Annotated in this window: 23 protein-coding genes; 5 read left to right on the top strand and 18 right to left on the bottom strand. The window is 62.9% G+C overall.

The genetic code is table 11. The features are described from left to right. Positions 1-31: 31 nt before the first annotated feature. The 7 genes from gyrA to ACS3WB_RS05840 form a co-directional block, all read right to left on the bottom strand. Positions 32-2,773, bottom strand: coding sequence for a DNA gyrase subunit A (gyrA, locus tag ACS3WB_RS05810; protein WP_438274613.1), 2,742 nt, complete (start codon positions 2,771-2,773; stop codon positions 32-34). Between the two features lie 185 nt (positions 2,774-2,958). Continuing rightward, positions 2,959-3,744, bottom strand: coding sequence for an SMC-Scp complex subunit ScpB (gene scpB / locus ACS3WB_RS05815; protein WP_438274614.1), 786 nt, complete (start codon positions 3,742-3,744; stop codon positions 2,959-2,961). A gap of 18 nt (positions 3,745-3,762) precedes the next feature. Next, positions 3,763-4,599: a segregation and condensation protein A gene (locus ACS3WB_RS05820; protein ID WP_438274615.1), complete on the bottom strand. Its 837-nt coding sequence runs from the start codon at positions 4,597-4,599 to the stop codon at positions 3,763-3,765. Next, complete coding sequence (gene nagZ, locus ACS3WB_RS05825) at positions 4,596-5,615, bottom strand: beta-N-acetylhexosaminidase (RefSeq protein WP_438274616.1); 1,020 nt, start codon at positions 5,613-5,615, stop codon at positions 4,596-4,598. The genes ACS3WB_RS05820 and nagZ overlap by 4 nt, the downstream gene beginning before the upstream one ends. A 46-nt stretch (positions 5,616-5,661) precedes the next feature. Next, a complete protein-coding gene (locus ACS3WB_RS05830; protein WP_438274617.1) occupies positions 5,662-7,140 on the bottom strand; it encodes an SPOR domain-containing protein in 1,479 nt (492 codons plus the stop codon). 103 nt (positions 7,141-7,243) lie between these two features. Further along, positions 7,244-9,037: an arginine--tRNA ligase gene (argS, locus tag ACS3WB_RS05835; protein WP_438274618.1), complete on the bottom strand. Its 1,794-nt coding sequence runs from the start codon at positions 9,035-9,037 to the stop codon at positions 7,244-7,246. A 38-nt stretch (positions 9,038-9,075) separates the two neighbouring features. Continuing rightward, the gene (locus tag ACS3WB_RS05840; protein WP_438274619.1) at positions 9,076-10,290 is read right to left on the bottom strand and encodes a deoxyguanosinetriphosphate triphosphohydrolase; all 1,215 of its coding nucleotides are present in this window, start codon (positions 10,288-10,290) and stop codon (positions 9,076-9,078) included. Positions 10,291-10,402: 112 nt separating this feature from the next. Here ACS3WB_RS05840 and erpA point away from each other — a divergent pair, with 112 nt between their 5' ends. Both erpA and xth read left to right on the top strand, forming a co-directional pair. Next, positions 10,403-10,735 (top strand): iron-sulfur cluster insertion protein ErpA, encoded by a 333-nt coding sequence (gene erpA / locus ACS3WB_RS05845; RefSeq protein ID WP_438274620.1) that lies wholly within the window; start codon positions 10,403-10,405, stop codon positions 10,733-10,735. A 77-nt stretch (positions 10,736-10,812) separates the two neighbouring features. Next, entirely contained in the window at positions 10,813-11,604 is a 792-nt protein-coding gene (gene xth, locus ACS3WB_RS05850) for an exodeoxyribonuclease III (protein ID WP_438274621.1), read from the top strand. Positions 11,605-11,737: 133 nt separating this feature from the next. Here the strand turns inward: xth and ACS3WB_RS05855 are convergent, their stop codons facing one another. From ACS3WB_RS05855 to pdhA, 6 genes are all read right to left on the bottom strand, one after another. After that, positions 11,738-12,562: a tetratricopeptide repeat protein gene (locus tag ACS3WB_RS05855; protein WP_438274622.1), complete on the bottom strand. Its 825-nt coding sequence runs from the start codon at positions 12,560-12,562 to the stop codon at positions 11,738-11,740. Between the two features lie 643 nt (positions 12,563-13,205). Then, positions 13,206-14,627 (bottom strand): dihydrolipoyl dehydrogenase, encoded by a 1,422-nt coding sequence (gene lpdA / locus ACS3WB_RS05860; protein ID WP_438274623.1) that lies wholly within the window; start codon positions 14,625-14,627, stop codon positions 13,206-13,208. Between the two features lie 76 nt (positions 14,628-14,703). After that, entirely contained in the window at positions 14,704-16,071 is a 1,368-nt protein-coding gene (locus ACS3WB_RS05865; RefSeq protein ID WP_438274624.1) for a pyruvate dehydrogenase complex dihydrolipoamide acetyltransferase, read from the bottom strand. A gap of 9 nt (positions 16,072-16,080) precedes the next feature. Then, positions 16,081-16,518, bottom strand: a complete 438-nt coding sequence (locus ACS3WB_RS05870) for a hypothetical protein (protein WP_438274625.1) — start codon at positions 16,516-16,518, stop codon at positions 16,081-16,083. Positions 16,519-16,536: 18 nt separating this feature from the next. After that, positions 16,537-17,952 (bottom strand): pyruvate dehydrogenase complex E1 component subunit beta, encoded by a 1,416-nt coding sequence (locus ACS3WB_RS05875; RefSeq protein ID WP_438274626.1) that lies wholly within the window; start codon positions 17,950-17,952, stop codon positions 16,537-16,539. Positions 17,953-17,978: 26 nt separating this feature from the next. After that, positions 17,979-19,001: a pyruvate dehydrogenase (acetyl-transferring) E1 component subunit alpha gene (gene pdhA, locus ACS3WB_RS05880; RefSeq protein WP_438274627.1), complete on the bottom strand. Its 1,023-nt coding sequence runs from the start codon at positions 18,999-19,001 to the stop codon at positions 17,979-17,981. On the opposite strand from pdhA, the gene ACS3WB_RS05885 reads away from it, so the two are divergent. After that, the gene (locus ACS3WB_RS05885; protein WP_438274628.1) at positions 19,000-19,221 is read left to right on the top strand and encodes a hypothetical protein; all 222 of its coding nucleotides are present in this window, start codon (positions 19,000-19,002) and stop codon (positions 19,219-19,221) included. The genes pdhA and ACS3WB_RS05885 overlap by 2 nt on opposite strands. Here the strand turns inward: ACS3WB_RS05885 and ACS3WB_RS05890 are convergent. The 4 genes from ACS3WB_RS05890 to ACS3WB_RS05905 form a co-directional block, all read right to left on the bottom strand. Then, complete coding sequence (locus ACS3WB_RS05890) at positions 19,200-19,517, bottom strand: FtsB family cell division protein (RefSeq protein WP_438274629.1); 318 nt, start codon at positions 19,515-19,517, stop codon at positions 19,200-19,202. The genes ACS3WB_RS05885 and ACS3WB_RS05890 overlap by 22 nt on opposite strands. 60 nt (positions 19,518-19,577) lie before the next feature. Further along, positions 19,578-20,135: an NADPH-dependent FMN reductase gene (locus tag ACS3WB_RS05895; RefSeq protein WP_438274630.1), complete on the bottom strand. Its 558-nt coding sequence runs from the start codon at positions 20,133-20,135 to the stop codon at positions 19,578-19,580. Positions 20,136-20,269: 134 nt separating this feature from the next. Beyond that, positions 20,270-20,857 carry a protein-S-isoprenylcysteine O-methyltransferase gene (locus ACS3WB_RS05900; protein WP_438274631.1) on the bottom strand — a complete coding sequence of 196 codons (588 nt, stop codon included), beginning with the start codon at positions 20,855-20,857 and terminating at the stop codon, positions 20,270-20,272. A 14-nt stretch (positions 20,858-20,871) separates the two neighbouring features. After that, positions 20,872-22,122, bottom strand: coding sequence for a hypothetical protein (locus ACS3WB_RS05905; RefSeq protein WP_438274632.1), 1,251 nt, complete (start codon positions 22,120-22,122; stop codon positions 20,872-20,874). A gap of 222 nt (positions 22,123-22,344) precedes the next feature. On the opposite strand from ACS3WB_RS05905, the gene ACS3WB_RS05910 reads away from it, so the two are divergent. After that, complete coding sequence (locus ACS3WB_RS05910; RefSeq protein WP_438274633.1) at positions 22,345-23,019, top strand: hypothetical protein; 675 nt, start codon at positions 22,345-22,347, stop codon at positions 23,017-23,019. Positions 23,020-23,076: 57 nt separating this feature from the next. On the opposite strand, the gene eno is transcribed toward ACS3WB_RS05910, so the two are convergent. Then, a complete protein-coding gene (gene eno / locus ACS3WB_RS05915; RefSeq protein ID WP_438274634.1) occupies positions 23,077-24,360 on the bottom strand; it encodes a phosphopyruvate hydratase in 1,284 nt (427 codons plus the stop codon). A 240-nt stretch (positions 24,361-24,600) separates the two neighbouring features. Between eno and queF the strand changes: the two genes are divergently transcribed. Next, positions 24,601-25,077, top strand: coding sequence for a preQ(1) synthase (gene queF, locus ACS3WB_RS05920; RefSeq protein ID WP_438274635.1), 477 nt, complete (start codon positions 24,601-24,603; stop codon positions 25,075-25,077). The last annotated feature ends 5 nt before the right edge of the window (positions 25,078-25,082 follow it).

Raw genomic sequence — 25,082 nt, forward strand, 5'->3', positions numbered from 1 at the left:
AAAACCGGTTTCCACTTTTCGGGATCTTGCTCTATCCGCCGTTGCCGTTCTCGTTTTCCTCGCGGATGTGCTCGACCGACACCACGTGCTCGTCGTCGGCGGTGTTGAAGACTCGAACCCCCTTGGATGCGCGAGACGTGATGCGGATGCCCTCCACCGGCACGCGGATCAACTGGCCACCGTCGCTGACCAGCATGATCTGGTCCGACATCTCGACCGGGAACCCGGCCACGAGGTGACCGATCTCGCCGATCTTGGTCGGATCGGTGGCACGGATGCCCTTGCCGCCGCGACCTGACACCCTGAACTCGAACGACGATGACCGCTTGCCATAGCCCTGCGCCGTCACCGTGAGCACGAACTGCTCGGCCGCGCCCATTTCCACATAGCGCCCCTCGGGCAGCGAGAGATCGGTGTGCGCGGCCTCGTCGGCCTCCGGCGTTGCTTCTTCGGGTTCGATATCCTCGCCGGTCGCAGCGCGGCGGATCGCGCCGGACTGCTTGAGGTAGGCGGCACGTTCGGCCGGCGTCGCCTCGAAGTGGTGCAGGATCGACAGCGAGATCACCCGGTCACCGCCGGCCAGCGCGATACCCCGCACGCCCATCGATGTCCGGCCCGAAAACACGCGCACGTCGGTCACCGGGAAACGGATGCACTGGCCGCCGGCGGCGGTCAGCAGCACGTCGTCGCGCTCGGTGCAAATCTGTACGTCGACGATCGCCTCGCCCTCGCCGAGCTTCATCGCGATGATGCCGGAGCGGCGGACGTCGACGAAATCGGACAGCTTGTTGCGCCGGACCGTGCCGCTGGTGGTGGCGAACATCACGTCCAGATTGGCCCAGGACGACTCGTCCTCCGGCAGCGGCATGATGGTGGTGATACGTTCGCCCTGTTCAAGCGGCAGAATGTTGATCATCGCCTTGCCGCGCGCGTTTGGCGCGGCCATCGGCAGACGCCAGACCTTTTCCTTGTAGACCTGGCCGCGCGAGGAGAAGAACAGCACCGGCGTGTGCGTGGACGCCACGAACAGGCGGCTGACGAAATCCTCCTCGCGCGTCTGCATTCCGGAGCGGCCCTTGCCGCCACGCTTCTGCGCGCGATAGGTCGACAGCGGCACCCGCTTGACGTAGCCGGCATGCGAGACGGTCACGACCATGTCCTCGCGCTGGATCAGGTCCTCGTCCTCGACCTCCCCCTCCTGCTCGACGATGACGGTCTTGCGCGGAGTGGCGAATTCGGCCTTCACCGCCGAAAGCTCGGTCTTGACGATCGCCTGCACGCGCGCGCGCGAGCGCAGGATATCCAGATAATCGGCAATCTCGACAGCGAGCTTGTCGAGCTCTTCGGAAATTTCCTCGCGGCCGAGCGCGGTCAGGCGTTGCAGGCGCAGATCGAGAATGGCCTTGGCCTGCTCCATCGACAGTCGCGCCGTGCCATCCGGCGACATACGGTGGCGCGGATCGTCAATCAGCGTGATCATCGCCGCCACGTCCTTCGCCGGCCAGTCGCGCGACATCAAGGTCTCGCGCGCACTGTTGGGATCCGGCGACTCCCTAATCACGCGGATGATCTCGTCGATGTTGGCGACGGCGATGGCGAGACCGACCAGGATGTGGGCGCGGTCGCGCGCCTTGTTGAGCAGGAACTTGGTGCGGCGGGTAACCACCTGCTCGCGGAACGCGACGAACAGCGTCAGCAGGTCTTTCAGGTTCATGAGCTGCGGCCGCCCCGCATCCAGCGCCACCATGTTGGCGCCGAAATTGGTTTGCAGCGGTGTGAACCTGTAGAGCTGGTTGAGCACGACCTCGGGGACGGCGTCGCGCTTCAGTTCGACCACAACGCGGAAACCTTCGCGGTCGGACTCGTCGCGCAGGTCGGAGATGCCGTCGATCTTCTTCTCGCGCACCAGGTCGGCGATGCGTTCGACCATGCTGGCCTTGTTGACCTGATACGGGATCTCCGAGACGATAATCGCCTCGCGATCCTTGCGGATGGTGTCGATCGACACCTTGCCGCGCATCACGATCGAGCCGCGGCCGAGATGGTAGGCCGAACGGATGCCCTGCCGCCCCAGGATAATACCGCCGGTGGGAAAATCCGGCCCCGGAATGATTTTGATGAGATCGTCGATCGGAAGCGCAGGATCGTCGATCAACGCCACGCACGCGTCGACGACTTCGCCGAGATTGTGCGGCGGAATGTTGGTGGCCATGCCCACCGCGATGCCGCCGGCGCCGTTGACCAGAAGATTCGGAAACTTCGCCGGAAGAACCGACGGCTCCTTCTCGCTGCTGTCGTAGTTCGGCTGAAAATCGACGGTGTCCTTGTCGATGTCATCGAGCAGCGATTGCGCGATCTTGGTGAGGCGGGATTCGGTGTAGCGCATGGCCGCCGCCATATCGCCGTCGACCGAGCCGAAATTGCCCTGCCCGTCGATCAGCGGCACGCGCATCGAGAAATCCTGCGCCATGCGCACCAACGCGTCATAAACCGACTGATCGCCGTGGGGATGGTACTTACCGATGACGTCGCCGACGGTGCGCGCCGATTTGCGATAAGGCTTGTTCCACTCGAAACCGTTCTCGTACATCGCGTAGAGGATGCGGCGGTGAACCGGCTTCAGACCGTCGCGCGCATCCGGCAACGCGCGCGCCACGATCACGCTCATGGCGTAATCGAGGTAGCTGCGTTTCATCTCCTCGAGTATGGAAATGGGACGAATGCCCGAGGGCGCCGGCGGCTCTCCGGACTTCGTATCTTCGGTATCTGACAAGAGAGGATTCCGGTCGGTTTGTGTCCGGAATCATATAGCGCATCGGGGCCTGGCAGACCACCCCCGACACTGCCTCAAGCAACGTTTTTCCTCTTGTTTATCCAGATACTTAGCTGACGATCCGAGCCGACCTGAGAGCTCCTCCGGCAACCCGGCCGAAGGCTGGTTCCGACGCCCCCGCGCTTTTACGAAAGTTCGCCGTCTTTGGCGTTCTCTTCGTCATCCGAAGGACCACCCGCGCCCTCGTCGCCATCAGCCGAGCCATCGCTCTCCGGCTCCAGCGTCGGGACCAGCGCCAGTTCGAGATCGCCGGCTTCGAGCGGATCCTCATCGTCGCGCAAAGCGGGATCGTCCGACGGCGTCGGAACACTGAACCCGCCGGGCAGACGGGAGTCCAGCAATCCCGTTCCCTTCAGTTCTTCCAGACCCGGCAGGTCGCCGAGGTTTTCGAGGCTGAACTGGGACAGGAACGCCTCGGTGGTTCCGAAGGTGAGCGGACGCCCCGGGGTCTTGCGGCGACCGCGCGGCTTGATCCAGCCGGTCTCCAGCAGCACGTCGAGCGTCCCCTTGGAGGTCACGACGCCGCGGATTTCCTCGATCTCGGCCCGGGTCACGGGCTGGTGGTAGGCGATGATCGCCAGCATTTCGATCGCCGCGCGCGACAGCCGCCGCGTCTCGGTGCTTTCCCGCGTCATCAGCCAGGCCAGATCGCCCGCGGTGCGGAACGTCCATTTGTTGGCAACGCGCACCAGATTGACACCGCGCGAGGCATAGTCCGCCTGCAATTGCGCAAGCGCCAACTTGATGTCGACGCCGTCGGGCATCCGCTTGGCCAGCGCTGCCTGATCCAGCGGCTCGGACGAGGCGAACAGCAGCGCCTCCAGCAATCGCAGTTCTTCTGGGCGCGCCATCGGCAGTTCCGACTCCGGTTCCTCGACCTGCGCCACGCGCATCTCCGCCAGGCTTGCCATCGCTCGGTCTCCTTCTTCTTACTGGGCCGGCGCGTCGGGCACCGTCACCGGAGCGGATGCCGGCGGCACGCGCTTGCGAAAATAGAGCGGCGCGAACGCCTCTTTCTGGTTCAGATCCATGACGCCTTCGCGCACCAGTTCGAGCGCGGCAGCGAAACTCGACGCGAACACTGTGGCCCGCTGCGAGGGATCGACGACGTAGGTCATCAGGTATTCATCGAGGCATCCCCAGTCCTCGTCGGCCAGCCCGACAAGACGCTCGAGCGAGGCGCGCGCTTCGCTCAGCGACCAGACCGTGCGCTTGGCGAGGTGAACCGTGGTCAGAACGCGCTGTTGCCGCTGGGTGGCATAAGCGGTGAGCAGATCGAAAAGTGTCGCCGTGAACCGCGGATGGCGGATTTCGGCGATCGCTTCGGGATTGCCGCGCGGAAAGATGTCGCGCTGGAACTGCGGCCTGTTCATCAGGCGGTTGGCCGCCTCGCGGATCGCCTCGAGGCGACGCAGACGGTTGGCGAGCGCCGTGGCCATCTCGCCCGCGCTCGGTCCATCCGGGGTCGCCGGTTCCGGCAGCAGCAACCGCGATTTCAGGAACGCAAGCCACGCCGCCATCACCAGATAATCGGCGGCCAGTTCGAGACGAATCTTGCGGGCCGCTTCTATGAAGACGAGGTACTGGTCGGCGAGCGCCAGAATGGAGATTTTCGACAGGTCGACCTTCTGCTGTCGGGCGAGCGCCAGCAACAGATCGAGCGGGCCTTCATAGCCCTCGACATCGACGACGAGTGCCAACGCGTCGTCGTTATCGACGCGCTCGGCCGGCCGTCCCGTTTCGAATGACAGAATTTCCGCGCTCATGCGCCCACCGCTCCCGTCAACGCATCCAGTTCTGCCCGCGCCGCTTCGCGGTCGAAAGGCTGGGGAGGCTTGCGCGACGCCAAGGCTCTTTGCGCACGCTTCAGAGCTTCACCGGACAGTTCGGGCGCTTCGCCTGCCACCTGCCGCATCTCCGCCAGATCGCCGTTGCAGTGCAGAACCATGTCGCAGCCGGCGGAAACGATCGCGCGTGTCCGATCCGCGATCGATCCCGTCAATGCATTCATGGACACGTCATCACTCATCAACAAACCCTGGAATCCGATCGCGCCGCGAATCACCTGTTCGATGATTGTCGCAGAAGTCGTGGCCGGTTGGGTGGCGTCAATTGCGCTGAACACAACATGCGCGGTCATCGCCATCGGCAGATCGGCAAGCGCCCTGAAAGCAGCGAAATCAACAGTTTCCAGATCGTTCTTCGAGGCATCCACGACCGGGAGCTTGAGATGGGTATCGGCGGTCGCCCGCCCGTGCCCCGGAATGTGCTTCAGAACCGGCAGAACGCCGCCCAGTTCCAGCCCCTCGGTGACGGCGCGCGCGATTGCCACGACCTTGTCCGGCTCGGATCCATAGGCGCGGTCGCCAATGACGGCATCGGCGCCGGGTACCGGAACGTCCGCGAGCGGCAGGCAATCGACGGTGATGCCAAGGTCGGCAAGATCGTTCGCAATCAGTTGCGCGCTCAGCCGCGCCGCTTTCAGCCCTAAAGCGCGATCGCGATCATAGAGAGCGCCGAACGCCGCTCCCGGCGGATAGACCGGCCAGTGCGGCGAACTCAGGCGTTGCACCCGGCCGCCTTCCTGGTCGATCAGGACCGGGGCATCGGCATCGCCGACAGTTTCTCTAAAATCTTGAACAAGACGAGCGACCTGTAGAGGATTGTCGATATTCCTCTTGAACAGGATGTAGCCCCAGGGCCGCTCCTCGCGCAGGAACTCGCGCTCCTGCGCTGTCAGGGTCAGGCCCGACGTACCCGAAATAAATGCGCGCGCAGCCATGGCGCCGATTAGCTTGGGTCGGCGGCGAGGGTCAAGGAAACCGCTGTTAATTCCTTTGGATGACGCACTGTCCGCCGGCCGATTTGAGGCTGCCGCAGAAGCGCGAGGCCTCTTCGGACGAGCCGAACGGCCCGACCATGGCGCGGTAATAGACGCCCTTGGCGCCAAGGTCGGCGCGTTTGACCAGTGCACTCCGCGAACCCAGCACCGAGGGAAATTTGTGCTGCAGCGCCCGGAACGAGGCCTGCGCATCGGCCTCGTTCCGTTGCGAGGAGACCTGGACGAGGTAGCCGCCGGTACCGACTGAGGCCGGAGCATGCTGCCCCGGATTGGTCGAAGCCACCTGCATCCGCGATTCGGCCTGTGGCGACAGCGCCAGCGGCCCGTTTCCAGCAGGTGCGGTAGTGGCAGGAGGCGCATGTCGGGCGGGCGACGCGACAGGCGCTGCCGGAGTTTCCGGGCGGGCGACGGCCGCTGCTGCGAGGTCAGACTGATCGCCGCGCACCGTCAGCGTCCTGACCCTGCGCGGTTCATCGCCCGCGACGGTACCGTTCGTAACCGTTGCGGGCGGCCTGACGTTCGGAGTCACGCTCGCCGTCGGCGGCGGATTGGTGTTCTGGTTCAGCGGCGGAAAGACCACGCGCGGGCTGGAGGTCGTGGCTTCCTTGACGTCGACCGGCTGTTCTTCACGGGACACCATCAACTCGGTGCCGTTCTCCGTGGTCATCCGGTCCTGGATCAGTTTGCTGACGGCATCGCCCGAGGCGACCTTTTGCGGAAGGATCTTGTTGGGCTCGGAGTCCGCCTTGATGACCGGCGGCGCGCCGTTCCGGGCGGTGCCGGCATAGTTGCGGTAAGCGTAGGCCGCGCCGGTGCCGATGACCGCAAGCGCCAGAACCGCGACCACCGTCGTCATCCTGCCGCGACGTCGCGGAGCAGGTTCGTCCTCCACCTCGCCGTAGCCCTGATAATCGAACGGCGCTTCCGGATAACTCTCGCGAGGAAACTGGTCTTCATACGCATGCGCGTTCCGCCCGTCGGGCAGCCGACCGAACAGCACGTCGTCGTAGCGGTCAGCGGCTTCATGATAGGGCTCAGGCTCATGATGCTGCGGCTCGTTGTCAGGATAGACCGCCGCGCGCCGCAAAACCGGGTGCGGGGCGGTTTCGACCGGCGGGGCAGCTTGAACCTGCGGATCGGGTTGAACCATCCGTCGTTGAATCCATGACGGCGGCCCGGCGGATTCGATCGGAGGAGCCGGCTCAAAGTGATCGACGGCCCCGAATTGATCGACGGGCCCGAATTGATCAATGGACTCGAAGTGATCGACCGGATCATCTGCCGGAGCCGGTGGCGCGCGTCGTTTGACGTCGTCGAAGTGATCGGTCTGGCCGATCAGCCGGGCGAGTTCCGCGAGCGGATCGGTCTCGGGCTGGCCGCCTGCGCGGCGCTCGTCGCGTCCGTAATCGTCACGCCCGTAATCGTCGTCGTCCCGGAAAGATCTGTCCTGGTATCGATTAGCCATCGTGATGTCGCGTCCCTTCCGGAAAGGCGCCAACTCGCTCGTTCTAAACGAAACAGCAGCCAATCAAGCCGTCACCGAAGCCCCCTCGTGTCGGCTATACCCATTATCGCATCTCGGCCGGCGCATGAACGCCGAGAACGGCAAGTCCTGATGCGAGAACAGAGACAACACCCTGAACCAGCGCCAGCCGCGCCCTGGTTATTTCTGCATCATTATTGATAATGAAGCGTAAATGAGGCAAATCGCGCCCTTTCGTCCAAAGCGCGTGAAATTCACTTGCGAGATCATACAGATAGAATGCAATCCGGTGCGGCTCATGCGCCACCGCGGCCGCTTCGACGGTCCGCGGATAAAGCGCGAGCCTCCGGAGCAGGCCAAGCTCCGCCAGATCGGTCAGCCGCTCGACGGCGGCATCGCCAAGGAAGTCCCTGCGCGTCGCGTCGTCCTCCGGCAAATCGGGGAACGCCTCGCGCGCGTTGCGGAAGATGGAGAAGCCGCGGGCGTGGCCATACTGGACATAGAACACCGGGTTGTCCTTCGATTGCTCGATCACTTTGGCAAGATCGAAGTCCAATACCGCGTCATTCTTGCGAAAAAGCATCATGAAGCGCACGGCATCGGAGCCGACTTCATCGACCACGTCGCGTAGCGTGACGAAATCACCGGCGCGTTTCGACATCTTCACCGGCTCGCCATTTCGCAACAGCCGCACGAGTTGCACGATCTTGACATCGAGGCTGGCCTTGCCCGCCGTCACCGCCTTGATCGCGGCCTGCACGCGCTTGATATATCCGCCGTGATCGGCGCCCCAGACATCGACCATATTGAGAAAACCGCGGTCGAACTTGGTCTTGTGGTAGGCGATATCGGACGCGAAATAAGTGTAGCCGCCGTCCGACTTCTTCAGTGGACGGTCGACATCGTCGCCGTAAGCCGTGGCGCGGAACAGGGTCTGCTCGCGATCTTCATAGTCCTCAACCGGCGCGCCCTTCGGCGGCGGCAACCGTCCCTCATAGACGTCGCCCTTGCCGCGCAGGAAATCGATGGTGGCGGCGACCTGATCGCTGCCCGCTTCAATCAGCGAACGTTCCGAGAAGAACATCTCATGCGTGATATTGAGCGCAGCGAGGTCGCCTCGGATCATCTCCATCATCATGGCGATGGCTTTGGCGCGCACGACCAACAGCCATTCGGCCTCGGGCGCATTCCGCAGCTTGTCGCCGTACTCAGCGGCAAGCGCTTGCCCGACCGGTTTCAGATAGTCGCCGGGATAAAGCCCTTCCGGAATCTCGCCGATGTCCTCACCCAGCGCCTCGCGGTAGCGTAGAAACGCGGAGCGCGCGAGCACGTCGACCTGCGCACCCGCATCGTTGATGTAGTATTCGCGGGTCACGTCGTAGCCCGCAAACGACAGCAAGCTCGCGAGAGCGTCGCCGAACACAGCGCCACGGCAATGGCCGACATGCATCGGCCCGGTCGGATTGGCGGAGACGTATTCGACGTTGACCTTCTCGCCCGCGCCAGCCCGGCTGCGGCCATAGCCCTCGCCCTCTCGCAGCACCGCACGCAATGCATCCGACCAGGCTTGCGGTTTCAAGGTCAGGTTGATGAAGCCGGGGCCGGCGATCTCGGCCTTGTCGATCAGACCGTCGGCTTGCAGTTTCGCGGCAATTATGTCCGCAAGATCGCGGGGCTTCGACTTTGCATCCTTGGCCAGCACCATCGCGGCATTGGTCGCCATGTCGCCGTGCGAGGCATCCCGCGGCGGCTCGACCACGATCCGCGACAGGTCCAGTCCCGCCGGCAGCGCGCCTTCTTCCGCGAGCGCGGCGCATACCGTATGCACCCGCGCCAGCACGTCTGCGAAAAGGTGCTGGGATGGACTGGAATCGGTCATGATATCTGCGATTTGCCTGGAGACGGACTACGCGCCGCCTAACGCAAATCCGGGGTCGAGTCAAAAAGCCTGCGATGCTCGGTGATGGCGAAGCGATCGGTCATCCCCGCGATGAAATTGCCGATCCTGCGCGCCGTTTCGGCATCGAGTGCGCGGCTGTCGTCGCCCTCCGGCATCCATTGAGGGGGAAGCGCCGCCGGATCGTCGCGGTAGCGCGCGAACAGGTCCCGGACGATGGTTTCGGCCTCGTCCATCACCCGCTTGACGCGAGGATGACGATACATCCGTTGTTTCAGGAATGCCTTGATGAGCGCCTCGGCCTCGGCCATCTCCGGCGGAAAGGCGATCAGCGCACGGCCATGGCTGCGCACCTCCGCAGCCGATTGCGGCCGCGCATCGGCAAGCCGCCGCTCCGCCTCGGACACAACGGCCGTAATCAGGCAGGAGATCAGTTCGCGCACCAGCGCGGCCCCTCGCCGGTCGTCGTCCAGCAACGGATGGCCGCGCGCGATGTCGGAAACCATCGCCGCGGTCAGCGGCATCGCCTTCAGGTCATCCACGGCGAACAGCCCGGCCCGCAGGCCGTCGTCGATATCGTGGGCATCGTAAGCGATATCGTCGGCGAGCGACGCGACCTGGGCCTCGAGCGAGGCGAAACTCCATAGCTCCAGATCGTAGGTTCGGTTGAAATCGGCGATTCCGACCGGGATGCCGCGATGCTGATAGCGCCCGACGGGGTTGCCGGTGCGGTCGGTCAGCGGGCCATTGTGCTTGACCACCCCTTCCAGCGTTTCCCAGGTCAGGTTGAGGCCGTCGAAATCCGGATAACGATGTTCCAGCAGCGTCACGACCCTCAGCGTCTGCGCGTTGTGGTCGAAACCGCCGAACGCATCAAGGCAGACGTCCAGCGCCCGCTCGCCGGCGTGGCCGAACGGCGGATGGCCGAGATCGTGAGCCAGCGCCAGCGCCTCCGTCAGGTCCTCGTCGAGGCCGAGCTGCCGGGCCAGCGCGCGGGCGATCTGGGCCACCTCGAGGGTATGGGTGAGACGGGTCCGGTAGTGGTCCCCTTCGTGATAGACGAACACCTGGGTCTTGTGTTTCAGCCGCCGGAACGCGGTCGAATGGATCACCCGGTCGCAATCGCGCCGGAAAGCGCTGCGGGTCCTGCTCGGCGGCTCGGCGAACAGGCGGCCACGGCTGCGGTCCGGATTGCTGGCATAGGGCGCGCGGGGAGCTGCCATTCCGACTGACACGGCGATTTGCCCCTTCCGATCGTTTGATTCCGGTGTCCGGCGCACTTAACTATGGCTTGCGGGCATTGCAAAATATTGGACAATACCCGCCCATCGCATACGGAGTCGCACGATGACCGAAGCCAACATCACCGTCAGCGAACGCGCCGCGCGCCGGATCGGGGAGATCCTCAAATCCGAGGGCGACGGCGCCATGCTGCGGATCAGCGTCGAAGGCGGCGGCTGCTCGGGCTTCCAGTACAAGTTCGACATCGAACGCGCCAAGGCCGACGACGATCTGGTGATCGCGCGGGATACTGCGGTGGTGCTCGTCGATCCCGCCTCGGTTCCGTTCCTGAGCGGCTCCGAAGTCGATTTCGTCGACGACCTGATCGGGGCGTCGTTCCGGGTTGTCAATCCGAATGCCACCGCGTCCTGCGGCTGCGGCACCAGCTTCTCGATCTAGCTCCCTGTCACGCGCGGACCCGACCCGCGCCGGATCAAGTCCGACCAGATCCGGCAGTGACACGCGGAAATCCCCTCATGCGCATAGCCACCTGGAACGTCAATTCGATCCGGCAGCGGCTGGATCATCTTCTCGCCTGGCTCGGGGAAACCGCGCCGGATGTCGTCTGTCTTCAGGAAACCAAATGCGTCGACGAGCAGTTTCCGCGCGAGGCCATCGAAGCGCTCGGCTACAATGTGGTGACGCACGGCCAGAAGACTTTCAACGGCGTGGCGCTGCTGTCGAAATTCCCGTTCGACGAGACCCGGCCGCGGCTTGCCGGCGACGAGGGCGATGTGCAGTCGCGATTCCTCGAAGGCGTGGTCTCGCTCAAGCACGGCGTCGTGCGGATCGCCTGCCTTTATCTGCCCAACGGCAATCCGCCGAATACCGAGAAGTATCCTTATAAGCTCAGCTGGATATCGCGACTTATTGAATATTCACGCGAGAGGCTGAAAAGCGAGGAAGCCTTCGTGCTTGCCGGCGACTTCAACGTCATCCCGGCTCCGCGCGACGTCTACAATCCGGCCTCGTGGGTTGACGATGCGTTGTTCCGGCCGCAGACGCGGCAAGCCTTTCAGACGCTGCTCGGGCTCGGCCTGACCGATGCGCTACGCGCGGCCTCCGACGCCGCCGGGGAATATACTTTCTGGGATTATCAGGCCGGAGCCTGGCAGAAGAACAACGGGTTGCGGATCGACCACCTGCTCCTGTCGCCGCAGGCCAGCGACCGGCTCAGCGCGGTCGGGATCGATCGCCATGTCCGCGCCTGGGAAAAGGCGTCGGACCATGTCCCGGTCTGGATCGACCTCGATCTACAAACCATCTGAACATCAAGCCGCGGGTCCGGTCATCCCAGCGAATGCAGGGATTCGGACGCCCCACTACAATTGGATGCCAGGGATATTGAGTCCTGCGGTCGCACGGACGAGGGCCGCGAAAAGGTTGCACTCGAAAACGGCGTCAGTCCCGCCGCCCCTGCACCCAATGCTCCAGCATCTGCAGGGCCATGGCGCGGTCGTCTTCGGAAGCCTTCGCGATCGCCTTGTTGTAGCTTTCGGTGATCCAGGTCTCGTCCGGCTGGGCTGCGTCCCGGGCGAGCGTCAGCCACATCAAGCCGCGCGCCGCCTGGCGGGGCAACTGATCGCCGTTGAACAGCATCTTGCCCAGCATCGCCTGGGCCTCATGCTGGCCTTTCTGCGCCGCAAGGCCGAGCCAGCGAGCGCCGTATTTCACATCGTGGGGAGCGCCGATCCCTTTGAGGTAAAGCCGCGCCAGATCGTATTGCGCGTCGGCATTGCCGAAATAGGAGGCCGCGTAGGAGAACATCTCTCGCGCGCGCTCGGCGTCGCGCTTGATCGTCGAATTCGGGATACCCTGGAGGTAGTAGCGTCCCAGCGCAACGAAGGCGTTGGCGACAACAGCGGCCTGCGGCGCCGAAGGGCTGTCCTCAGCGTGGGCATTGGCGATACGGCTGAAGTACTCGAAGGCGCGCTGATCGTCCTGGGTGACGCCGTCGCCGTTCGCATACATCCGCCCCAGCCGCCACTGGGCAATGGGATGCCCGCCCTCGGCGGCATATTGCAGCGCCGTCAGCGAGGTGCCCGGAGGAACCGCCTTCTTCAGCGCCTGACCACCGGCGAGAGGCGCGGCGGCCACGGGGAGCGCCGCTGCCGTCGCTGAATCCGACTGCCCGGCTACGGTTCCGTCAAAAGCGGACGCCGGCACGCTGGCGCAAATCGCGCCCCACGCCAACACAACAAGAACTCTGCTCCTAGACGTCCACATGACGCGATTTCTCATATACCCCGCCACCGCCGGCTGCCGGTCCGATCCGCTGGGCATTTTTCCTGAGCAAGATGGATGTAGGGTTGGTCGCGCGACGCTGCCAATTGGTCTTTCGTTCGGTGCATCCGCCGCTGGTCAAATTTACGTCAAGTGCTCCCGCGATAACGACGAAGCGACGGAATCCGACGGGCCATCGGAGTTGCCGCCCGCTCGATCCCGCGGCATGAAACCAGCGATGGGACGTGCGATCCCGACCTGCCGTCGCATGACGGTTCGCCAGCCTGCTCCTGATCCCCGTCTCGACCATCGCCTACCTGTTTCCCCGGCGGCTTCTTTTTTTGATCGGATCGCTCCGGCGAGAGGATGTCCCCAAGCCAGGATGAGCGTCCGCCTTCAGCCGACATTCGGAATAATTCACGAAGTGGTGTGGCTAAATAGCGGCGTCTGCAAGAGCCACCTGTTGACAGGGTTAAATGTCCGATCGGTGTTGCGCGCTGGCAACAAAAGTGGCTCCCCGGCAACCGTGGGCCGGCCGGCCCGGTTTCGGAACGGCTTCAGGCTATAAGCCGGCACAGCCTTAATTTTTTGACGCGTTTTCTTCACGCGAACCGGCACCCACTTCGCTCGAAAGCGCTATAGCTTCTCACATATTGAGCACGCGGCCGTAAGCGTCGAGCACGGCTTCCTTCATCATTTCCGACAGCGTCGGATGCGGGAAGATGGTGTGCATCAGCTCTTCCTCGGTGGTTTCGAGGTTCATCGCCACCACATAGCCCTGGATCAACTCGGTGACTTCCGCGCCGATCATGTGCGCGCCCAGAAGCTGGCCGGTCGTCTTGTCGAAGATCACCTTCACCAGCCCCTGATCCTCGCCGAGCGCAATCGCCTTGCCATTGCCGGCGAACGGGAAGCGGCCGACGCGGATGTCCCTGCCCGCCTCCTTCGCCTTGGTTTCGGTCAGGCCTACGGATGCGATCTGCGGGTGGCAATAGGTGCAGCCGGGGATCAGCAGCTTGTCCATCGGGTGCGGCTTCAGCCCCTTGATCGCTTCGATGCAGATGACCCCCTCGTGCTCGGCCTTGTGCGCCAGCATCGGCGGTCCGGCGACGTCCCCGATCGCGTAGATGCCGGACACGCTGGTCCTGCCATAACCGTCGATCACGATGCAGCCGCGATCGGTCTTCACGCCGAGTTTCTCAAGGCCAAGGTTCTCGATATTGCCGACCACGCCGACCGCCGAAATCACCCGCTCGAACTCGGCGGTGACCGGCTTGCCCTTGCCATCGTCGATTGTGGCGACGACGCTGTCGGCCGTTCTGTCGAGCTTGGTGACCTTGGTTGAGGTCATGATCCTGATGCCCTGCTTCTCGAACTGCTTGCGGGCAAGGCCGGCGATCTCGGCATCCTCGACGGGAAGAATCTGCGGCACCACCTCGACGACCGTGACCTCCGCACCCATGGTGCGGAAGAACGAGGCGAACTCGATGCCGATCGCGCCGGAGCCGACGACGAGCAGCGACTTCGGCATGCGATCGGGCACCATCGCCTCGAAGTAGGTCCACACCAGCTTCTTGTCGCCCTCCAGCCCCGGCAGCGCGCGCGGCCGCGCACCGGTGGCGACGATGATGTGCTTGGCCTGATAGCTGCCCGCGCCCAGCACGCCTTTCGGCGCATCGGCGCTGCCCGCCTTCACCGTGATCTTGCCGGGCGCGTCGATCGACGCCTCGCCCCAGATTACGGCAACCTTGTTCTTCTTCATCAGGAAGCCGACGCCCTCGTTGAGGCGCTTCGAAACCCCGCGCGAGCGCTGGACCACCGCCTTCGGGTCGTAGCTCACCTTCTCCGCCGACAGGCCGTAATCCTTGGCGTGCTGCATGTAATGATAGATTTCCGCCGAGCGCAGCAGCGCCTTGGTCGGAATGCAGCCCCAGTTCAGGCAGATGCCGCCGAGATGCTGTTTCTCGACGATCGCCGTCTTGAAGCCGAGTTGCGCCGCGCGAATCGCGGTGACGTAGCCGCCGGGACCGGAACCGATGATGATGACGTCGAAGGAGGTGTCGGGCATAAATATTCGCTATTCCGAAGTGAGTTTGTCTGGCTCCCCGTTCCCTCTCTCCGTTGTGGGAGAGGAAAAGAAGATCCTACACCATCATTATCACGGGGTTCTCGATCAGCGTCCTGAACGCACCGATCAGCTCCGCGCCGAGCGCGCCGTCGACCGCGCGGTGATCGCAACTCAGCGTCACGCTCATGATGTGCGCCGCCTCGATCTTCCCGCCCCGCACGACCGCACGTTCCTCGCTGGCGCCGACCGCGAGGATGGTGGCGTGCGGCGGGTTGATGACCGCGGTGAAATCCTTGATGCCGTACATGCCGAGGTTCGACACGGCCGTGGTGCCGCCCTGATATTCCTCGGGCTTGAGTTTTCGCGCCCGCGCCCGCGCGGCGAAGTCCTTCATTTCAGATGAGATCGCCGAGAGCGATTTCGTCTCCGCCTTACGGATGATCGGCGTGATCAGCCCGCCCGGCATCGCCACCGCGACCCCGATGTCGGAATGCTTATGTTTAAGCATGCCGCCTTCGGTCCAACTCACATTGGCATTCGGCACGCGCTGCAACGCAATCGCCATCGCCTTGATGACGAAGTCGTTGACCGACAATTTGTAGAGTGGCTTCTTCTCTTTATCCTTCGGTGCAGACGCGTTGATGTCCTCACGCGCGGCAAGCAGCCTGCCGATGTCGCAGTCCATCGTCAGATAGAAATGCGGAATGGTCTGGATCGAGGCGGTCAGGCGCTGCGCGATCGTACGCCGCATATTGTCATGCGGCACGATCGCGTAGGAGCCGTCCTCGAACAGCGACAGAATCTGCTTGTCGGACATCGCGGGCGCGATTGACGGCGCGCCTGCGGGCGCAGCCGGTGCCTTCAGCCCCTTGCCGGATTTCGCCTGCTCCACATCGCGCGCGACGACGCGGCCATGAGGACCGCTGCCATCGATGCGCGCAAGCTCGATCCCCGCTTCCTTCGACAGCCGCCGCGCCAACGGCGAGGAGAAGATGCGGCCATGGCCGTTGGCGGAAGCCGTCGATGCTGCCTGCGCTCCTGACGATGCCGGCTTGGGCGCAGGAGCGCTGGAGGATGAGTCCGGGGTTCGAGTCGCTCCCTCGCTGCCAGCCTTCTCTCCCACCTTGGATTCTGCTTTTGCTTCGGCCTTCGGCTCGGCTTTCGCAGCGCCGCCGCTGCTCGCCGCCGCCTTCACGTCCTCGCCGTCACCGGCGAGCACCGCGATCACATTGTTGACCGGTACGTCCTGCGTACCTTCCGGCACCAGAATCCTCGCGATGGTGCCCTCGTCCACCGCCTCGACCTCCATGGTCGCCTTGTCGGTCTCGATCTCGGCGATCACGTCGCCGGACTTGACCTTGTCGCCCTCCTTCTTGAGCCACTTGGCGAGGTTGCCCTTCTCCATCGTCGGCGACAGCGCGGGCATCAGGATGTTGATCGGCATAATCGTCCTTCAATTCGCTAGTCGCCTGAATACCGGCTCTTCCATCGCAAGAAAATGAACCTGATTTCCCATACTGGAAACCAGATATTCCCTTATTTGATCTGCAGCCTTTGACTTCATCACTCCGGTTATTTTCAGAAGCTCTTCATAGACCGGAGTGTGACTTGATCGGGTAATGCGAAAGAACGGAGCCCGGAACGGCCCATTCGGCAGCTTTGGCAATTCTATTCCCGCCTCATAGAACTCATCTGCGATCACACGTACCCATACAGCTTTATTGATGGAACACTCCCATTGCTCCCAGTGATCGTCCTGCTCACGAACACAATCGATCGGCACCGAAAAGGTGTCATTCTTCCACGACCCTTCGGTTATAGAAAAATTCTTATAAGCTCCCGATGAAAGCGGCGTTTCCCACCACACAAGAGAATTTCCGCCATACAGCATTGGAAGTTCTTCCAGCTTCTACCGATAACAGACGGCCTTGGCCGCTTCGACAACTTCAGCCACCGACGGCAGCGCGAGCTTCTCGAGATTGGCCGCGTACGGCATCGGCACGTCCTTGCCCGAGACGCGCATTACCGGCGCGTCGAGATAATCAAACGCATGCTCCATGATCCGCGCGACGATCTCGGCACCGACGCCGGACTGCTGCCAGCCCTCCTCCACGGTCACCGCGCGACCGGTCTTCCGCACCGAGGCCACGATGGTGTCGGTATCCATCGGACGCAGCGTGCGCAGATCGATGACCTCGGCCTCGATGCTCTCCTTCGCGAGTTCATCGGCCGCCTTCAACGCATAAGTCATGCCGTTCGACCATGAGACCAGCGTGACGTGTTGGCCGGCGCGCGCGATCCGCGCCTTGCCGATCGGCAGCACATAGTCTTCGAACTTCGGCACCGGACCGGTGTGCCCGTAAAGGATTTCATTTTCGAGGAAGATCACCGGATTGGGGTCGCGGATCGCAGCTTTCAAAAGCCCTTTATAATCGGCGGCGGAATACGGCGCGATCACCTTAAGGCCCGGGATTTGCGAATACCACGCCGAATAATCCTGGCTGTGCTGGGCGGCGACGCGCGCGGCGGCGCCGTTCGGTCCCCGGAACACGATCGAACAGCCCATCTGCCCGCCGGACATGTAAAGCGTCTTGGCGGCGGAGTTGATGATCTGGTCGATCGCCTGCATCGCGAAATTGAAGGTCATGAACTCGACGATCGGCTTCAGGCCGGCAAACGCCGCGCCGACGCCGACGCCGGCAAAGCCATGCTCGGTAATCGGAGTATCGATCACGCGCCGCGCGCCGAACTCTTCCAAAAGGCCCTGCGAGACCTTGTAGGCGCCCTGATACTCAGCCACTTCCTCGCCCATCAGGAAGACGTCGCCGTCGCGGCGCATTTCCTCCGCCATGGCGTCGCGCAACGCCTCGCGGATGGTCATGGTCACCATCTCGGTGCCGGCGGGAATGTCGGGGTCCTCGGGAATCTCCGCCGCTGTGCCGGCAGGTCGCTTGGGATCCGAGATCATCGGCTTGCCCTCGCCGACCGGCGCGCGGGATTCGGCGACCTCGCTGGACACATCTTGAGCGGGCATCCTGGCGGCCTTGGGCGCCTCCGCCTTGCCGAGATCAGCGGCGCTTTCCCCATCCGCAAGAATGGTCGCGATCGGCGTGTTCACCGCGACATCGTTGGTGCCTTCCGGAATCAGGATCTTGCCGAGCGTGCCCTCGTCGGTCGCCTCGACCTCCATGGTGGCCTTGTCGGTCTCGATCTCGGCGATGACGTCGCCGGACCGCACCGCCTCGCCCTCTTTCTTCAGCCACTTGGCGAGGTTGCCCTTTTCCATCGTCGGCGAAAGCGCGGGCATCAGAACTTGGATTGGCATGGTCGCTCCGAAAAAGGCTTGCGCGCTCAGCGGTAAATGTCGGTGTAAAGTTCGGATGCGTCAGGCTCGGGATCGTTCTGCGCGAAGTCCGCGGCCATATTGACGATCTCGCGCACCTTAGCGTCGATCTTCTTCAGTTCGTCCTCGGCGACCTTGTCCGCCAGCAGCCGGTTGCGGACCTGTTCGATCGGATCCTGATCGTGCCGGACCTTGTCGACCTCCTCGCGCGTGCGGTACTTCGCGGGGTCGGACATCGAGTGGCCGCGATAGCGGTAGGTCTGCATCTCCAGGATATAAGGGCCGTTGCCCTCGCGGCACCACTTCACCGCCCTGTCGCCCGCCGCCTTCACGGCACGGACGTCCATCCCGTCGACCTGCTCGCCGGGAATGTTGAAGGACACGCCGCGCTTGGAGAAATCGGTCTGCGCAGACGAGCGCGTCACCGACGTGCCCATCGCGTAGCGATTGTTCTCGATGATGTAGACCACCGGAAGCTTCCAAAGCTCCGCCATGTTGAAGCTCTCATAAACCTGGCCCTGATTGGCGGCGCCGTCTCCGAAATAAGCGAGGCTGACGCGGTCGTTGCCGCGGTAGCGGTTGGCGAAGGCAAGGCCGGTTCCGAGCGACACCTGCGCGCCGACGATGCCGTGGCCGCCGTAGAAGTGCTTCTCCTTGCTGAACATATGCATGGAGCCGCCCTTGCCCTTGGAATAGCCGCCGCGACGCCCGGTCAGTTCGGCCATTACGCCCTTGGCATCCATGCCGCAGGCCAGCATGTGGCCATGGTCGCGGTATCCGGTGATGACCTGATCGCCCTTTCCGAGCGTCATCTGCATCCCGACCACGATCGCTTCCTGACCGATGTAGAGATGGCAGAAGCCGCCGATCGCACCCATTCCATAGAGCTGGCCGGCCTTTTCCTCGAAACGGCGGATCAGCAGCATGTCGCGCAAGGCTTGAAGGTCCTGCTCGCGCGTGAACGCGGGGGGCGACCCGCTCTCCGAGCCGTTGTCTGCTGTCTGCGCGACGCTTTTCTTGGATGCGGCCATGTCAAATCCGGATGCGGGAAGGATCACCTTCTCTAGCTCAACTCGCACCACCTTGAAAGCGCGCGATCAAATTGATGCGCACCGCTTCCGCATTGCAGCGTCAGCGAAATTCCATGACCGAAAAAGGAACGTTTTTGAAATTAGACGACAGGTTTTCGCGGTCGGACGCAATCACGCGCAAGGGCTGCCGGCGTCGGATTATTTCGGGCGGATGACGTGAACGAGATCGCGCGGGTTGGCGTAGTCGAGTTGGAAGCGGACACGCTCGTCCAGCATGTCAGGGTCGATTCCGCTCGAGCGCAGGAGCGCGACCCGCTTCTCGCCCTCGGCACGCTCCGCCTTCAGCCGCGCCAGCTCGGAAGTCAGCGCGACGATCTCCTGGTCAAGCTCCTGCCGGGCATTCAGCCCGTACTTGCCGGTATAGGCGTTGACGCCGAAATAGCCGACGATCATCGCCGCCATCGTGTAGAGGGCGAGCCCGGTAAGCAGCGATTTGAGTCGTGAACGCGAGACCATGGCCAGACGATGCGGCGACCCGGTTAAGGCTTCGCTAATGGTCGGCCCTCGCGCAGCCTCCTATTTCTTCTGCTGCGCGACCCAGGCGGCGAAGGCCTTGATGTAGGCTTCGAGAAACTCGCGCAGGGAGGTCTTGACCAGCTCGCCGTTTTCGTCGAACGCATCGCCAATGCCGCCGACATAGGCCTCCGGCTGCTGCAACACCGGCACGTTGAGGAATACCAGCGATTGGCGCAGATGATGATTGGCGCCGAACCCACCAATGGCGCCCGGCGAATTGCTGATGACGCCGCCGGGCTTGCCGTCGAAGACGCTCTGTCCGTAGGGGCGCGATCCGACATCGATGGCGTTTTTGAGAACGCCCGGAACGGACCGGTTGTATTCGGGAGTCACGAACAGGACGGCATCCGCCTTCTTCACGCGCTCGCGGAAACTCACCCAATCGGCTGGCGGCGTAGCCTCAAGATCCTGATTGTAGAACGACAATTCGTTGAGCGTGATGACGTCGAGCTTTAGCGAGGATGGCGCAAGCTTCGTCAAGGCCTTGGCGATTTTCAGGGAGAATGACTCTCGGCGAAGGCTGCCGACGATAACGGCGACGCTGAATTGGGATGCCATGATCGATCCTGTGGTTGTGCCGCTTCAAATCCGGCGGGTCCTGAACAATGCAAATGCATCTATTTATCGGAACCTTTATTGCAAGTCGCAAGATTGATTCGCGCTTCCGATTGACGACGCCCGCGTTGCGCCAATCAATACACGCCGGGAATAATCCGTTTTGTTTCCTTCATGTAGCGCCGATAGTCGTCGCCAAAGGCTTCGATCATCATCCGCTCCTCGAAATTCACGCGCGCGAAGAACAACAACGCCACGGCGAGAAGCCCGCTCAGTGCAGCGACGAGATTCGGCAGCAGGCAGGCTTGCGCGGCCGCCCACAGCCAGAACGACGCATACATCGGATGGCGGATTGATCGGTACACGCCGTTGCGGACAACCCGATGCCCCTCCCGCACCTCAAGCGCCGCCGACCACTGCCGGCCGAGATCCTTGTGCGAACGACGAAATAACCAAAGCGAAAATGCGAACAATGCGGCGCCGGACAAGACGAGCCCGTAACCCGGATCATAGGCGAACGCACGCGGCCATCCCGTCGCAAGATTGAGAGCCGGGATCGCGAACAGGCCGAGAAAGGCGACAGCCAAAAGCGCGCGCTCGCGCCAGGCGCCGTCGCGCCGCAAGGTCGCGGTGCGCCGCGCCCGCCGAGCGTAGGGATAGCGGATGACGAACCAGGCGACGATGCCGACGAGCCAGATCGTCTGTCCGAGCGCAATGGAGGACATGATCAACGCTGCGCCTAAACCGCGTCGGCGGCGGCATCCGCCGGAATGGCCGCTGCCGTCGCCACAGGCCGGGCTTTCGTAAGAAGAGCACCATCCTCTCCGAAGCGCTCGACTCCGCCGCGCGGCGCGGTGATCTCGTCGAACGGCAGCGGGCCACAGATGATGAGGCAATGGTCGTAATTGGCGCGCACGCTGTTTCCCATCAGGAACTTGTAGTGCAACAGCATGAAGTTGAAGCGGTGACGGCGGAAGCTGGCCTTGTCCATCATGTCGTGCAACTGCACGCGCCGGATGTTCGGACGTCCGTCGGAGCGCTCGCGGCTGAAACGCTTCAATGTGACCGGATCGAAGCGGTAAAAACTGATGGCGTCATCGCGCGCGTGATATTCGGTCCATCGGATTCGAGGCTCGTCGGCGACCGTTTGCGTGGCCTGACGAATGCGCTCCCCGCGCGAATGCAGCGAGAACTTCGGAATGGTGGCGCCGACGGTCAGGATGCACAGCGGAGGGCCGCACCTCGCAAGCTCCGGTTCGCGCTCAAGCGCGCGCGCAACCGCATCCATCACCAGCGCGGCGCCGAGACAATGGCCGACAACGACGATCTCGTCGACATCGGCGTTACGAACTCTCTCGAGAATTCGTTCCGCGAACTGTTCGATCCGCGCATCCATGCGCGGCCGCTTTCCGTAGACGAACTCACGCGAGAAGATCCAGTCGTCGAACACGTGATTGATCGGCCATCGCCAGCCCAACAGGTACAGCAGACCTGCCGTCATGCCGACGGTCGACGCCGCCATGAGCAGGATTGCCGCAAACCCGGTGACGCCGGCGAGCCGAACCAGACCGTACCCTATGACGGCCCCGCACGCGGCAAACCCTGCGAGATACAGATACGGGAATAGAAAGAAGCCGGCATATTTCCAGCTCGAATACATGAAACGAAACAGCGTGCCGGTCAGGACGAAGTCGGCCAGCGTGGTGAAGGCCTCACACAGACGCGACCACATGCCGCGAGCATGATCTTCCCGGATCAGATCGTCCCACCTCAGCATTTCGTAGGACGTACGGGTGTTCCAGTTGGGACCCGAGGCCTCCATCTCCCATGACGCGCTGACCGGCGTCGCCTCGATGCCGCTCACGATTTCAGCACGAACGCCCCAGGTTCGCTGAAACAGCGACAGCGACCGGCGGAACCGGTCGAGTTGCTGCTCGGGCGAGATCGGATCGTATCCGCCAATATGAAAGACATGCCGCCTTGCGATCATGCAATCCGTCACTTCCTCGCTGTTATCGAACAGTGTTTTTGCATGAATTCATTCTGGCCACGATCAGGATACTACAGAATCCGGCTGCGAATACGTGTCCGGAGACACGATCAGTTGTGACGTTTCAATCACAACCCACAGGATTTATGGCGGCGCGATTGACGGGAGAACGTGGAGGCGAAATATAGTGCGATCCGCACGTCATCTGAACTGGAACCTTTGATGCTGAGCATTTTCCAGCCTGCGCGCCGCGGCCTGCATGCCGCAATGGTAAGTCTGTTCCTGATGATCGGCGGGATGCTGACAACGTCGGCCGACGCGCAGACCATCGCGCCGCACCGGCCCGGCCACGTCTACCTGATGCGCGGCCTGTTTAACGTCTTTTCTCTTGGCATGGACGAGTTGGCCGCGAAACTCGAGAAAGTCGGCGTAAGGGCCGAGGCCGTCTCCTATACATCCTGGTCATCGCTTGCCGACAGCATCACAGCCCAGTATCACGCGGGCAATCGCGAGCCCGTCATCCTGATGGGCCATTCCTACGGCGCGGACACGACGATTTCCCTGGCGCGCAAGTTGAACGCCAACAGAATTCCCGTGGCGCTGATCGTGAACTTCGATCCGACCGCGCCGGACCGGGTTCCACCGAACGTGCGCCGAATCATCAATTTCTACGTGCCAACCGCATGGGGCCGTCCCGTCGAGCCCGGCAAACAGTTCCGCGGCAGCCTTTCCAACCTCAATGAAAGCGGCGCCTACAACCATTTCGTGATCGACAAGGCCGATGCCCTCCATCGCCAGGCGATCGCGGCGGTGCTGCAGGCGGTCGGCGGGGGCACCCATCGTGTCAAGCGGCCCGCCAAACGCCATGAGGTCTCGGCCGCACCTGCGGCGCAGTAAGCGGCAAGGCACAATCCTAATGCGCCGGCCGCCTGTTTATCCGCCCGAGTAGGAGCGCTACGCCAGCGCCTTCAGCGCCGCACGTCCACCATACTTCGCCTGAGCGCCAAGCTGCTGCTCGATGCGCAGCAACTGGTTGTATTTGGCGGCGCGGTCCGATCGCGACAGCGAACCGGTCTTGATCTGCCCGCAATTGGTGGCGACCGCGAGATCGGCGATGGTGGAATCCTCGGTTTCGCCCGAGCGGTGCGACATCACGACGGTGTAGCCGGCTTTATAGGCCATTTCGACGGCAGCCAGGGTCTCGGTCAACGTGCCGATCTGGTTGACCTTGATGAGGATGGAATTGGCGCGGCCGTTCCTGATGCCGTCCGCGAGCCGCGCCACGTTGGTGACGAACAGGTCGTCGCCGACAAGCTGGCAGGTGTTGCCGATCAGGTCGGTGAGGAGCTTCCAGCCCTCGAAGTCGTCCTCGGCCATCCCGTCCTCGATCGAGACGATCGGATAGTCCGCCGCCAGCTTGGCAAGGTATCTCGCCTGCTCCTCGACCGAGCGGGTCTTCCCCTCGCCCGAATAGACATACTTGCCGTCCTTGAAGAACTCGCTCGCGGCCGGATCGAGCGCCAGCACCACGTCGTCGCCCGGCTTGTAACCGGCCTTGACGATCGCGCTCATGATGAAATCGAGCGCCGCGCTGGCCGATGGCAGGTTCGGTGCGAAACCGCCCTCGTCGCCGACGTTGGTATTGTGGCCGGCCTTCTTCAATTCGGCTCTCAGGGTGTGAAAGATTTCCGAGCCGCAGCGCAATGCGTCCGAGAAGGTCGCGGCGCCGACCGGCATGATCATGAATTCCTGAAAGTCGATCGGGTTGTCGGCGTGCACGCCGCCGTTGACGATATTCATCATCGGCACCGGAAGCGTCCGCGCCGAGACGCCGCCGACGTAGCGGTACAGTGGCATATCGAGCGAGTCCGCCGCAGCCCTGGCAAGCGCCAGCGACACGCCGAGAATCGCATTGGCGCCGAGCCGGCTCTTGTTCGCGGTCCCGTCCAGTTCGATCAGGATATCGTCGATCTGCGTCTGCTGCTCGGCGTCCATGCCCCCGATGGCATCGAAAATCTCGCCATTCACCGCGTCGACCGCCTTCCGCACGCCCTTGCCGAAATAGCGGGTTTCGTCACCGTCGCGCAGTTCGACCGCCTCATGCGCTCCGGTGGAAGCGCCCGATGGCACCGCGGCGCGGCCCATCGCGCCGTCTTCGAGCGCCACGTCGACCTCAACGGTCGGATTGCCGCGGCTGTCGAGAATTTCGCGGCCGATGATGTCGACGATGGCGGTCATTAAGAACCTCTTGAATCACTTGAATCACTGGATTTTGCGGTGCTTCTACAGCAATGCTTGGGCGCGGGAAAGGCCGTGAATCGTGACGTATTCGTTACGATTGGCTATCAGAAGCGCATGATCCGCCAAAGTGTGAGCGGTTTGGCCAAAAGATCATGCGCCGTTCAAAATAAGTTCGGCGCGCGATCGGACGCCAAACCGGCTTCCAGTTTTGCTGACCGCGCTCCGATGGAGATAATCATGCCACGAAAGCTTCCATCCTCGCCAAAATCACCCACGCTGCAGCTTGGTCGCGCGGTGACGTGGCCGGATTCGCCGGAGGCCGCGAAGCTGGACCGTGTACCCAATCCGCAGAAGGACACCAATTATGTCGCGCGGTTCACGGCGCCGGAGTTCACCGCGCTGTGTCCGGTCACCGGCCAGCCGGACTTCGCGCACCTCGTGATCGACTATGTGCCGGGATCGTGGCTGCTGGAGTCGAAATCGCTCAAACTTTATCTGGCGAGTTTCCGCAACCATGGCGCTTTTCACGAGGACTGCACCGTTGCGATCGGCAAGCGCATCGCCGCTGCGATCAGGCCGAAATGGCTGCGCATCGGCGGCTACTGGTATCCGCGCGGCGGCATTCCGATCGACGTGTTCTGGCAGACCGGAACCGCGCCGAAGGGCGTCTGGATTCCCGATCAGGACGTGCCATCGTACCGGGGACGGGGTTGAAGCCG

The organism is Nitrobacter sp. (assembly GCF_051535215.1).
GTDB lineage: Bacteria > Pseudomonadota > Alphaproteobacteria > Rhizobiales > Xanthobacteraceae > Nitrobacter.